Annotated in this window: 11 protein-coding genes; 6 read left to right on the forward strand and 5 right to left on the reverse strand. The window is 58.1% G+C overall.

Annotated elements, in window-relative coordinates; all coding sequences use genetic code 11:
- The 4 genes from dctP to MDG893_RS19625 form a co-directional block, all read left to right on the forward strand.
- The coding region (gene dctP / locus MDG893_RS19610) for a TRAP transporter substrate-binding protein DctP (protein WP_007155584.1) at positions 1–597 on the forward strand (597 nt) is incomplete at its 5' end.
- An 81-nt stretch (positions 598–678) separates the two neighbouring features.
- Positions 679–1227 carry a TRAP transporter small permease subunit gene (locus tag MDG893_RS19615; RefSeq protein WP_007155585.1) on the forward strand — a complete coding sequence of 183 codons (549 nt, stop codon included), beginning with the start codon at positions 679–681 and terminating at the stop codon, positions 1225–1227.
- Entirely contained in the window at positions 1224–2534 is a 1311-nt protein-coding gene (locus tag MDG893_RS19620; protein WP_007155586.1) for a TRAP transporter large permease, read from the forward strand. Before MDG893_RS19615 ends, MDG893_RS19620 begins: the two co-directional genes overlap by 4 nt.
- A 123-nt stretch (positions 2535–2657) precedes the next feature.
- Entirely contained in the window at positions 2658–3239 is a 582-nt protein-coding gene (locus MDG893_RS19625; RefSeq protein WP_007155587.1) for a hypothetical protein, read from the forward strand.
- Positions 3240–3307: 68 nt separating this feature from the next.
- On the opposite strand, the gene MDG893_RS19630 is transcribed toward MDG893_RS19625, so the two are convergent.
- The 3 genes from MDG893_RS19630 to MDG893_RS19640 form a co-directional block, all read right to left on the reverse strand.
- A complete protein-coding gene (locus MDG893_RS19630; protein ID WP_007155588.1) occupies positions 3308–4690 on the reverse strand; it encodes a sodium-dependent transporter in 1383 nt (460 codons plus the stop codon).
- A 155-nt stretch (positions 4691–4845) separates the two neighbouring features.
- The gene (locus MDG893_RS19635) at positions 4846–6423 is read right to left on the reverse strand and encodes a methyl-accepting chemotaxis protein (protein WP_007155589.1); all 1578 of its coding nucleotides are present in this window, start codon (positions 6421–6423) and stop codon (positions 4846–4848) included.
- A gap of 156 nt (positions 6424–6579) precedes the next feature.
- A complete protein-coding gene (locus MDG893_RS19640; RefSeq protein WP_007155590.1) occupies positions 6580–7446 on the reverse strand; it encodes a carboxylate/amino acid/amine transporter in 867 nt (288 codons plus the stop codon).
- Between the two features lie 162 nt (positions 7447–7608).
- Between MDG893_RS19640 and MDG893_RS19645 the strand changes: the two genes are divergently transcribed.
- A complete protein-coding gene (locus tag MDG893_RS19645) occupies positions 7609–8997 on the forward strand; it encodes an MATE family efflux transporter (RefSeq protein ID WP_007155591.1) in 1389 nt (462 codons plus the stop codon).
- A 14-nt stretch (positions 8998–9011) separates the two neighbouring features.
- Here the strand turns inward: MDG893_RS19645 and MDG893_RS19650 are convergent, their stop codons facing one another.
- Positions 9012–10007, reverse strand: a complete 996-nt coding sequence (locus MDG893_RS19650) for a GGDEF domain-containing protein (protein WP_007155592.1) — start codon at positions 10005–10007, stop codon at positions 9012–9014.
- A gap of 240 nt (positions 10008–10247) precedes the next feature.
- On the opposite strand from MDG893_RS19650, the gene MDG893_RS19655 reads away from it, so the two are divergent.
- Positions 10248–11369, forward strand: a complete 1122-nt coding sequence (locus tag MDG893_RS19655; RefSeq protein ID WP_007155593.1) for an HD-GYP domain-containing protein — start codon at positions 10248–10250, stop codon at positions 11367–11369.
- An 18-nt stretch (positions 11370–11387) separates the two neighbouring features.
- Here MDG893_RS19655 and fghA read toward each other — a convergent pair whose 3' ends face one another.
- A complete protein-coding gene (fghA, locus tag MDG893_RS19660) occupies positions 11388–12233 on the reverse strand; it encodes an S-formylglutathione hydrolase (RefSeq protein WP_007155594.1) in 846 nt (281 codons plus the stop codon).
- Positions 12234–12260 lie beyond the last annotated feature (27 nt).

A 12260-nucleotide genomic window follows, 5' to 3' on the forward strand; every position in this document is an offset into this window, starting at 1 on the left:
GTCTATTGGGCGACGGACAAGGTCTACCCCACCGAGATGGTGGTCAAGCAGCCCATCAACAGCTGGGAAGACTTCACCAAGCTGAAGATCCGCTCCTCTGGCGCGCTGCAGAGCTTTCTGACCGACGCCGGTGCCGCCGCGTCCTACATCCCGGGCAGCGAACTCTACTCCGCCCTGGACTCTGGCATTGTTGACGGTGCCCACTGGGGGGCTTCTCAGGGTGCATTCAGCATGGGCCTGTATGAAGTGGCCAAATACCACGTGCAGCCAGCACTGAACATTGCCGGTACCGACGTCATCATTGTCAGCCAGAAAGCGTTGAACAAGTTGCCGGAGGATATGCAGAACATCGTCAAGCAGGCCCTTGAGGAACAGTTCTGGTTTCGTACCAACGAGTATCAGTACAAGGAGCGCATCACGCTGGCCAAGGCCATCAGTGAACACAATGTTCAGGTCAACACCTTGCCAGAGGATGTTCAGGACCGCCTGACCCAGACCGCACAGACGTTGTGGGATGAGGAAGGCAAGCGCAGCGATAACGCCCAGAAGGCGCTGGACATGCTGAAAGACTACCTGTCAGAGCTGGGCTATCTGTGAACGCCTGACACCTGAAACCAGCCGGGCCTGTTATCCAGGCCCGGCTTTGCTTTTGAACGGACCGTTTCCCGGAGAATACCAATGGGTGTGCTGACCGCATTCATGAGAGGGGTTACCCGTCTCAATGATGTCATCGGGCGCGGAATAGCGCTGATCGTTTTTGCCATGTTCGCGTTCCTGATCATGGAAGTGGCGTTTCGCTACCTGTTCAACTCACCCACGGTATGGACCAACGAACTGACCCAGATGCTGTTTGGCATCTACGCCGTCATGTCCGGAGGTTACATCATGGCTCACCGTGGCCATGTGAACGTTGATCTGCTGCACTCACACCTTCCGCCCCGCGGCCGTGCCGTGCTCGACATTCTGACTTCAACGGTATTCTTCATCTTCACCCTGGCCCTGCTGTACTTCGGCTACGACATGGCCAGTGAGTCCATCTCCAGCTGGGAAACCTCCTATTCCGCCTGGAACCCGCCTATCTGGCCGGTGAAAGCCGCCATTCCACTGGGCACTGGCCTGCTGGTTCTGCAAGGCATCGTCAAGTTACTGGAAGATATCGCAGTGGCCTTCAATCTCAGTTACTACACCCCCGAACCCCAGGACGACGCTAAAGGAGAACCATTGTGAGCATTGAAATCCTCACGCTGCTGTTCTTCGGCTCCCTGCTGTTTTTCCTGCTTCTGGGCCTGCCACTGGCCTTTGTGCTGGGCGGCGTATCCGTTGTCTTCCTCTACTTCACCTGGGGATTCGACTCCTTCTACATGGTGTCCTCGCAGATCTGGGGCACCATGGAAAGCTTTACCCTGGTGGCGATTCCCCTGTTCGTCTTCATGGCGATGATTCTGGAGCGAACCGGGGTTGCCAAAGACCTGTACCGCATGATGCACCTCTGGTGCGGCGGCCTGCGGGGTGGCCTCGCGATTGGCACTCTTGGCATCTGCGCCGTTTTTGCAGCCATGGTCGGCATCAGTGGCGCGGCGGTCGTCGCCATGGGCACCATCGCACTGCCGTCGATGCTTGAGCGGGGCTACGACAAGAAGATGGCCCTGGGTGTGATCAACACCGGTGGGGGCTGGGGCATACTGATTCCTCCCAGCATTCTGATGATCCTCTATGCCCTGATTACCGGTGTGTCGGTGGGCAAGATGTTCGCCGCCGGCATCATGCCCGGTATTCTGCTGATGGTACTGACCGCCATCTACATCCTGGTGCGCTGCCACCTGCAGCCCGAACTGGCCCCGGCGCTGCCCAAGGAAGAGCGTGGCACCTGGCCGGAGAAGTTGCGTGCCCTGCGGGCGGTACTGCTGCCCATCGGTGTTGTGATCATGGTTCTGGGCTCCATCATTGGCGGCATTACCACGCCAACCGAAGCCGCCGCCATGGGCGTGCTCGGTGCCCTGATATCCGCTGCGGTGTACCGTCAGTTCAAGTGGAGCATCCTGCAGGAAGCGGCGATCCGCACCTTCAAGCTCACCGGTATGATCATGTGGATCCTGTTCGCAGCCCACGCCTTCAGTGCTGCCTATCAGAGCATGGGCGCCCAGGATCTGATCGAGGGGCTGATGAATATGATTCCCGGCGGCCCCTGGGGCATCATCGTCGCCATGATGGTGATCGTGTTCCTGCTGGCCATGGTGCTGGACCCGGTTGGCATCATGTTGATCACGCTGCCGGTATTCATGCCCATCGTTGAGTCCCTGGGATTTGACCCGATATGGTTCGGCATCCTGTTCGTGATCAATATGGAAATCGGCTACATGACGCCGCCTTTCGGTTTCAATCTGTTCTATCTGAAAGGGGTGGTGCCACCGAGCATCACCATGAAGGATATCTATTCATCGATCATTCCCTTTGTGATTGTTGAAATTGTCGGCCTGGGGTTGATCATGATCTTCCCGCAAATTGCCACCTATCTGCCGGATCTGCTGTTCTGAGCCGACCCTGATCATAGTCGATCATAACCCGGCATGGGTTGTTGCAGGCGGTTTAACAGAGGACTACCTTTAGGGAATCCCGATCAATGGAACCGGGATTCCCAATCACAAGGAGACGTTCTCATGAACCGATTCAGCCCTGCCTTAGTGCCCCTGCTTCTCCTGCTCTTGCTTGCCCCCTTCGCGGCCCAGGCCGAAACCCTGACCGACCAGGCCATCCGCTCATTCATCAGCAGCCTGGAAACCCTTCAGGGGATGGAGAGTGAATTCGATGAGATGACGGAGGATATCCCGGCCGAGAAAGGTGAGCGCGGTGGCGAGATGCCAGACATGTCGCGAATATTCTCATCGTCCATCGAGCGCATGAAGGGCCATGACCTATACAACCGGTTGGAAGACGTGGTGGAGCAACACGGATTCGCCAATCCCGAGTCGTGGGCGAAAACCGGTGACCGCATCTTCCAGGCCTGGAGCGCCCTGGAAATGGGCGAGCAGTCCAACACCATGAATCAGGAAATGGCCAAAGCCATGGAAGAGATCAACAACAATCCACACATGAGCGAAGCCCAAAAACAGCAGATGCGGGACATGATGGGTGGCGCCATGTCTGCCATGGAAACGGCAAGCAACGCACCGGAAGCCGACAAGCGTGCCCTGCGACCGCACCTGGACGCACTGCGCGCCGCAACCGATTCAGACCGTTAAGCAGCACACGCCCCGAAACAAAAAACCCGGCCGCATGTGGACCGGGTTTTTTCAATCCCTGACGGCCTTTACGACATCAGGTTGTAGACAAACACGATCGCAACCGCCACCGGTGTTACGAAGCGAACCAGGTTGTACCAGAGCGCAAAGCCGCCTCCGGAAAGGGCCAAATTGCTCTGCAACGACTCTTTTGCCACGCACCAGCCGACAAACAGTGCCGTCAGCAGGCCGGACAGCGGCAGCATCACGTTGGCGGTAAAGAAGTCGAGCAGATCGAAAATGGTGTTGCCCTCGAAACGCTCGAACATTCCCAGGGGCGCGAAACCGGACCACTCGTTCAGGGACAGGATGGACGCAATGCCCAGCAGCCAGCAGGCAATGCCCACCACCACCGTGCTTCCCACACGGCCAACGATCAGTTTGTCTTCCAGCCATTCAACCACTGGCTCCAGCAGTGAAATAGCGGAGGTCCAAGCCGCGAACAACAGCAACACAAAGAACAGGGCACCAAACACGCTACCCATCGGCATCTGGCCGAAGGCCAACGGCAGGGTCTGGAAGATCAGGCCGGGGCCCGCACCGGCTTCCAGGCCATTGGCAAAGACCACCGGGAAGATCGCCAAGCCGGCCATCAGCGCCACCACGGTATCCATGATGGACACGGTCACCGCAGTCCGCCCAACCGACACATCGTCTCCCAAATAGGATCCGTAGGCCATCATGATGGCCATACCCAGGCTCAGGGTGAAGAACGCATGGCCCAGGGCCACCAGCACGCCGTCCATGGTCAGGGCACCGAAATCCGGCGTAAACAGAAAGGACACCGCCTCTCCGAAGTGGCCGGTAGTGGTGGCATAGCCCACCGCAACCAGCAGCAACACAAACAGCGCCGGCATCAGGATGGTCACGGCCCGCTCAAGGCCGGATTTGAGGCCACGGGCCACCACCAGAATCACCAATGCCATAAAGATCGTGTGCCAGATCAGTAGCGTGACCGGGCTGGCCAGAAGGCCACCGAACAGCTCGCCGATGGCGTCTGCGCTCTGGCCGGTAAAGTCGCCCATGGCCGCGTGGCCGACGTAGGACGCCGCCCAGCCACCAATCACGGAATAGAATGACAGAATAATGAAGGCTGCCAGCACACCTACAATCGCAGAAATCCGCCACACGGGTGACGCCAGGTTGCGCTCGGCCACCAGGCGGAAACTGGTGATCGGATTATGCCGGCCACTACGGCCGATATACACTTCCGCCATCATGATGGGGATACCGACGATGGCGATACACAGCAGGTATACCAGTACGAAGGCGCCACCACCATTTTCGCCGGTGACGTAGGGAAATTTCCAGATATTGCCCAGCCCGACGGCCGAACCGGTCGCGGCCAGGATAAAGGCCATCCGGGAAGACCATAGCCCGCGATGGGCCGGGGTAGATTTGGAACCAGTCATTGTTTCATCCTGTGCTTTTGGCTGATGAATCGATTAGAAGAGGGATGCCAAAGGCCTGCTTCAGCAGATTTGGGGCGGGATTTTGCCAGCAGTATGCGCAGGATGCCAGCCAGGGCCGGCCCCGGGATGTAAACATCTCCGGGGCCGGCCGATAACTAGCCGTTTTTACTCACGAAACGGGAGACCAGGTCTTTCAGCCCGCGGGACATCTGGCTCAGGCTGTTACTGCTATCCTTGGCGGAACCCGCCTGTTGGGTACTATGATCGGCCAGTTCGGCAATATTGACCACCTGATGGTTGATCTCTTCAGATACCTGGCTCTGCTCTTCAAAGGCCGCCGACATGCTGATAAAGCTGTCGGATATATCGTGGATCGAAGACACGATTTCCTGCAAGGACGTTTCTGCCTCCCGCACCTTTTCCAGGCCCTTGCCCGCATCCAGTTCCCCCTCGCGGGTGGCCTGAACGGCTTGCTCCACCTGGCTACGGAAATCATCAATGACCTGCTGTATACGTACTGTGGAATCCCGGGTGCGGCGGGCCAGCGACCGAACCTCGTCTGCTACCACGGCGAACCCTCGCCCCTGTTCGCCGGCACGGGCGGCTTCGATGGCCGCATTCAGCGCCAGCAAGTTGGTTTGTTCAGCAATGTCTGAAATCAGACTGGCGGCCTCACCAATGCTTTCCGTCGAGGCACCCAGTTTCTGGATGGCCGTACCAATACCGTTCACCCGGGTCACCAGCTGTTCGATAGCCGTCAGGGCCTCACCGCTGCGCTTGCTGCCGGTGGCCGCCATCCTGTTCGCTTCTTCCGCCACTTTGGCGTTGCTATTCACGGTTTCGGTCACTTCCTGGATCGACACCGTCATTTCGTTAACGGCTGATGCAGTCTGATCAGTCTCGGCCCGCTGCTTGGCAATCGACTCAGCGCCCTCGCTGATGTAGCGATGGCTCGCCCTGGCATGCTCGTACAGGAGCTCGGCCTGGTCATCAATACGGGCCAGGGCGGTACGAATCCTCGCTTTCTCACTCATGATCAGCATAGCCATTTGCGAGAACAGGCCACTTTCATCACTGTAGGTCCGTGCCACAATGGCATCACGGAAGGCATCAGGGCGCAGGTCAAGAAGTCTCTGCAGCCTAGAGGTTATGGACCTGAGGATCAGCCCTGCTGCCAGAATGTGGGCAACCACGATCACACCAATAGCCATCCCCGAATTACCCAGCATGGTCAACGCCACCAGGCTCAGAACCAGCGATAGGGCAAAGGGCCACCCTGACCGCACGGCGGATACAATCCGACTCTGAACGCTGACGGCTGCCTTGCCGGCAGACAGCTTCGGATAGAGTTTTTCAGCTCGCGCAACCTGCTCACGGGTTGGCGACACCCGTACTGACTCGAAGCCAATCATTTTCCCGTTTTCAAGAATCGGGGTCACGTAAGCGCTTACCCAGTAGTGGTCACCGGTCTTGGTGCGGTTCTTGACCACGCCCATCCAGGGTTTTCCGGCCTTGAGGTACTCCCACATACCCTGAAATACGGCGGACGGCATATCCGGATGGCGGATCACGTTGTGGGGCTGACCCACCAACTCCTCCCGAGAGAAACCGCTAATCTCAACGAACTCGTCGTTGCAGTAGGTAATAACGCCTCTTGAATCAGTGGTGGTAATCAGTCGACCGCTTTCGGCCATTTTGACTTCGCGCTGGGTAACGGGAAGGTTTTTTCGCATTACAGACTGTCTCCCTGACATGGCCATTCCAAATTTGGTTTGGCAATTATGGCAACTCTAAGCGTAGACGCCGTCAGCAAATATTGTGAAATACCTGATACCCAGAGGATGTCAGAGTGAACCGGGACAACCCTTTACAGACAACGGGGGATACCGTTACACCGCCAGCCTGGCACGCGGATGAAAACGCGCATTCAGCCACAGCGACAGAGCGATAATTCCGCCGCCGATGGCCAGTCGCAACAGGTCGGCATCCCGGTTCCAGATCACCAGATTAACGAGCAGCCCGGCGGGCACCAAGACGTTGTTCATGATCGCCAGAGTGCCGGCATCCACATGGCACGCCCCTCGGTTCCACAGGAACAGCCCGATACCGGACGCTGCCAGGCCCAACCAGGCAAGAATGCCCCACTGCAACGAGGTAGTGGGCAGACGACTGGCGTCGCCAAAGATCAGGAAGGATGGCAGGGCAATGATCAGTGCCCCGAAAAAGAAGTAACCAAACGTACGGTAGGCCGGCAGTTCCGTCGGGAAGCGCATCATGGTGTGCTTGTAGCCGACCTGGCCCGCCGCAAAGGTGAAGTTGGCCACCTGCAACAGCAGGAAACCGGTGATGAAGCCCTGGCTCAGGCCGTCGTAACGGATAATCCCCGCACCCAGCGTTGCCACGGCCGCGGCAACCAACGCAAACGGCGAGAAACGCCGGTACAGGGCGTCATCGATCAAGGTGACGTACAGCGGCGTGAAAATGGTAAACAGCAGAACTTCCGGCACGGTCAGGTAGCTGAACGAGCGATACAGGCACAAATAGGTCACACCGAACTGCAACATGCCGGTAACCAGCACGCCCAACTTCAAGCCCCCGGGAACTCCACGCCAGCGGGTCAGTGGCAGAAACACCAGGGCGGCCAGCACCACACGGGTCAACACCGCGAAATCGCTGTCCACACGCCCGGCCAGAAATTCGCCAATCAGGCTGAACGAAAACGCCCACAGGACTGTTACGAAAATCAGAAGACCCATATTACCCGCACCTGAAACATTGGAAGGCGGCACTTTACCCGCTACCACACTGAATTGTACACAGTGCCACGGAAACACCCTATGACATCCGGGATGGGGAATAGGGTACCATCCCGCGTTCCTGAGACTTTCTATCCCTTGTCACCGGCCAGGCGCATTTCCATGGATGAAACCCACCAGCCATTACCAGAAGTCCGCCAGCCACTGGTCCAGCGTACGCTGACCGAGTGGCGAACGCTGGCCGTGCTGGGTGGACCGATTCTGATCGCCCAGGTGGCGCAGATGGCCAACGGTGTCATTGACACCGTCATGGCGGGCCACGCCAGTGCCGAGGATCTGGCTGCCGTGGGTATTGGCAGCAGCCTGTGGATGCCGGTATTCCTCTTTTTCATGGGGCTCCTGGGGGCCCTTCAGCCGATCATTTCCGGCTATAATGGGGCGCGCACCACCGAGAAAATTATGCCTGCGACCTGGCAGGGGCTTTATATCGCAGCCGGCGGCTCGGTCATCATGATCCTGCTGCTGACCAACGTGCATCCGGTACTGGATGCCCTGAACCTGGAACTCAACACCGCCCGCATCACCCAGGGCTACCTGGACGCCTTCGCCTGGGGTATCCCCGCCATGCTGCTGATCATGGCACTGAGAGGACTAACGGACGGGCTGGGCCATACCCGGGTCATTATGGCCTTTTCAGTACTAGGAACCCTGATCAACCTGCCCCTGAATTACATCTTCATCTACGGCAAACTCGGCCTCCCGGCCATGGGCGGCATCGGCTGCGGATGGGCCACGTCCATCTCCAACGGCGTTGCGGCCCTGGCGTTGCTGATCTACCTGAACCGCAGTGCGGTGTATCGCCGCTTTCACCTGCTGGCTGACTGGGCCAAACCGGACGCGGCGGGCATTCGCTATATCCTTCGCCTGGGCGTTCCCATTGGTTTTACTATCTTTGTGGAAGCCAGCATGTTCTCGGTCATTGCCCTGTTCCTGGCACCGCTGGGGCCGGTGATTGTGGCGGGGCATCAGATTGCGCTGAACGTGGTGTCGCTGGTGTTCATGCTGCCGCTGAGTATCGGCATGGCGCTGACCCTGCGGGTGAGTTTCCTGGTGGGAGCGAAAGCACCGGATACGGCCCGGCTTATCGCCCGCAGCTCCCTTATTCTGGCGTCAGCGGTGGCGCTGGTATTTGCCGTGCTGCTGTTTGTGTTCGCAGAGGGTATTGCAGCGCTCTACACCGGTGAACAGGATGTCCAGGCCGTGACGGTGACACTGCTGGTGTATGCGGCCTTCTTCCAGATTGCCGATGTGATTCAGGTGACCTGCATCAGCGCCTTGCGTGGGTACAAGGACACCAGCATTCCCATGGTCATCATGCTGTTTTCGTTCTGGGGCGTTGGATTGCCGCTGGGGTGGGTGCTCACCTTTACCGACTGGTTGCTGCCCGCCATGGGGGCCGCTGGTTTTTGGGTGGGGCTTACCTGTGGGCTGGCATCCGCCAGCATCCTGTTAGGGCTACGATTGTTCCTGTATTCGCCAAAACCAGAATAGTCTTGCGGGGACAGTCACGCAGGGCTGGCGACACGGCCATCGGCGTAGACAATGCGGTCGCGCCCAGTGTCCTTTGCCTCGTAAAGTGCTTCATCCGCCCGCGCCAGCCAATCGTCAGGCTTTTCCCCAGCCTGGAGCAGGGCGACGCCAAAGGAAGCAGTGACCTGTCCCCCGGGGTGACGCAGAAATTTATGCATGATGTGCTGCAGGTTGTGCATGACCGCCCTCAACCCGGTTGAGTCCACCCCAGGCATCAGCAATACAAACTCTTCACCGCCGAAACGGAACAGTTGATCGGACTTGCGGATGTTCTGCTCGATCAACGCCACCATATCCACCAGCACGTCATCACCCACGTTGTGCCCATATTCGTCATTGATTTTCTTGAAGTAGTCGATATCCAGCAACACCAGGGCGTAGGAAATACCGGTTCTGGAGGCGCTGGCAACGGCCATTGCCAACTCCTGATCCATGGAACGGCGGTTTTTGACGCCGGTAAGAGGATCGATAGTGGCAAGGTGCTCCAACCGCTCCCGCTGGTTCTCGTTGCGATGGGCAAAGACGTAGGCGCAGCAGCTGACGACCACCGCCGTGGCAGCGAAGGTCCACATCTGGACAAGAGAGCTGAAGGCCACGCCGTGCACCATCAGGGCCAGCACGGCAGCCAGGTTGATAAAAATGGCGTAGCGGGGCTCTGTCAGGAAGAAACTGGTCACCAGACACGGATATAACCAGAACAGCCCAGGTTCTCCAACCAACGCCCCGACTGTCACCGCCCCACCGCAGGCCACCAGAGCCATTGCAAAACCACTGCGGGCGGTATCGCCTGTTATCCAGGCGTAAACCATGCCGGCGGTGATCGCCAGCATAATACCCAGATCGACCGCCCCGGCCAGCAGGTTGCCCTGGACAAACCGCATCACCGCAAAGGGGGTTATCCCCAGAATGGCGCTGGTGGCCAACAGCGTGATGATGGACAGCCTGAAATCGGTTTTCAGACGATAGAGCATAGTGACAGTACGTTCCTACCAAGGTCTTATTAGCAAACTATCATAGCGCAAGATCTACCCGGCCAAGACGGACGCAACGAAATTTTACAAACACGGAAACGAAATACTTTGTTAAATCACGGGACGCCGGTTCCCGTATCACCGCAAACGCCCCACTTCCGGCCCGCCAACAACTGGAGTTGGTGTCGGCTTAAGGGGTAAACTCAAGCATTATTACAATAAGCACCAGGAAGCCATTGAGTGCAGAATCTTCTTCGTATCGCACCCGGCGCATTGACCATTGGAAAGCCCTTGCCCTGGACCGTCTATGACGCCGACGGCAACGTACTGCTGAGGCAGGGCTACGTCATACAGAACGATCTTCAGCTGGAACAGCTGTTCGAGCGTGGCCTGTTCCAGCCCCGGACGATTGAACGCCCCAGCGATGAAGTTCAGGAAGATGTCCGTCTCCGCAACCCGTTTGCGGATTATCCCGTGTTGCTGCAAACACTGGAGTCCTCGCTAAACGCCATTACCAATCAGGATGACAGTGCCCGGCAACGGGTACTTGGCCTGTCGCGAATGATTGACCAGATGTGCCAGGAATCCCCGGAGGCCAGTCTGGCACTGGTGCACCTGTACTCCATTGAGCCCACCATCCATGAGCAGATCCTGTTCTACGCGATTCTCTGCCAGTTCACCGCCCGCCGGTTCGGTCTCGATGAAAAACGGACGGCTGTGCTGTTAAGCGCTGCGCTGACGGCGAATCTGGCCTTGGTGCCGGTGGCCGACAAACTCAATGCGTCGAGTCGGGTACTGACCGATGAGCAGCGTGCGGTGATACGTAAACACCCTGAGCGCAGCGTTCAGGCGTTGAAAGAATCCGACATTACCAGCCCGCTGCTACTCAAAATCATTAGCCAGCACCACGAACAGGCGGACGGTTCGGGCTATCCCCTCGGGTTGAGTGGCACCGACATACGGGGTGAGGCGGAAATCCTGGCACTCGCAGAACGTTATGTGGCAATGATAACGAAGCGGGCTTATCGCGAACGAATGAACATAGCCGAGGCCCGCAAACTGATCGCTTCGCTGGCCGATGGCAAGTTTCGCCCTGCTATTCCGCGGGCCCTGCTGGCGATCCTGACCGAGTATCCGCCAGGAACTCTGGTGAGGCTCGCCAACAACGAGGTAGCGGTGATTGTCCGGCGTCCACACCGTCACCGCGGCCCGTTTGCCAAAGCCATCATCGGCCCCAGGGGCAATCGTTACAGCGGCACCTTTGAGCGGGACTGCAGCCAACCGGATTTCAATATTGTTGACGTTGAGCAGCCTGAAGTGATGCCCTCGATGGACTTCGGGATGCTCTGGGGCTTCCACTAACGCGCTACGCGTTCCGTATTATCTCAAGCCCAATGCCTGAGCGTGATGTTCCAGATGATCATCAATGAACGAGGCGATGAAGAAGTAGCTGTGATCATAGCCCCGGTGCATTCGCAGATTGATGGGGTGATGCACCTTCTCACATGCCTCAACCAGCGCCTCGGGATTGAGCTGACTTTCAAGGAAGTCATCCGCTGTACCCTGGTCTACCAGCAGCGGTAAGCGTTCGCTGGCGCCGGGGATCAACAGCGTCGCATCCCACTCTTCCCAGGTTTTGGGGTCGTCCCCCAGATAACCGCTGAAGGCTTTTTGACCCCAAGGGCACTCGCTGGGGTTGGCAATCGGCGCAAAAGCAGACACAGACCTGTACTGTCCGGGATTCTTCAGCGCTGCGATCAGTGCCCCATGACCACCCATGGAATGACCACTGATACTGCGGCCCTCCGTCACCGGCAAGTGGCCTTCGACCAATTGCGGCAACTCCTTCACCACATAGTCGTACATGCGGTAGTGAGGAGCCCAGGGTTGCCGTGTGGCGTTGAGATAAAAACCGGCACCACTGCCGAAATCGTAACTGTCATGCTCGCCGGGCAGGTCCAGGCCACGGGGACTGGTGTCGGGGCATACAATGGCCATGCCCAGCTGCGCCGCTTTTTTCTGGGCTCCAGCCTTCTGCATGAAATTCTGGTCGGTACAGGTCAGTCCCGACAGCCAGTAAAGAACCGGCACTTTTTGAGGGTTGCTGCCCACGGCAACAGGAGGAAGGTACACCGCAAACTCCATATCGCAGTCCAGGGCTGCCGAATGGTGCTGGTAGCGCCGGTGTTCGCCGTCGAAACAGGCGTTGGTGGAGAGCAGTTGCATGGGTACCTCTCAACAGGAAAGTTCACA

The organism is Marinobacter algicola DG893 (assembly GCF_000170835.1).
In the GTDB taxonomy this organism is placed as follows: Bacteria; Pseudomonadota; Gammaproteobacteria; order Pseudomonadales; family Oleiphilaceae; genus Marinobacter; species Marinobacter algicola.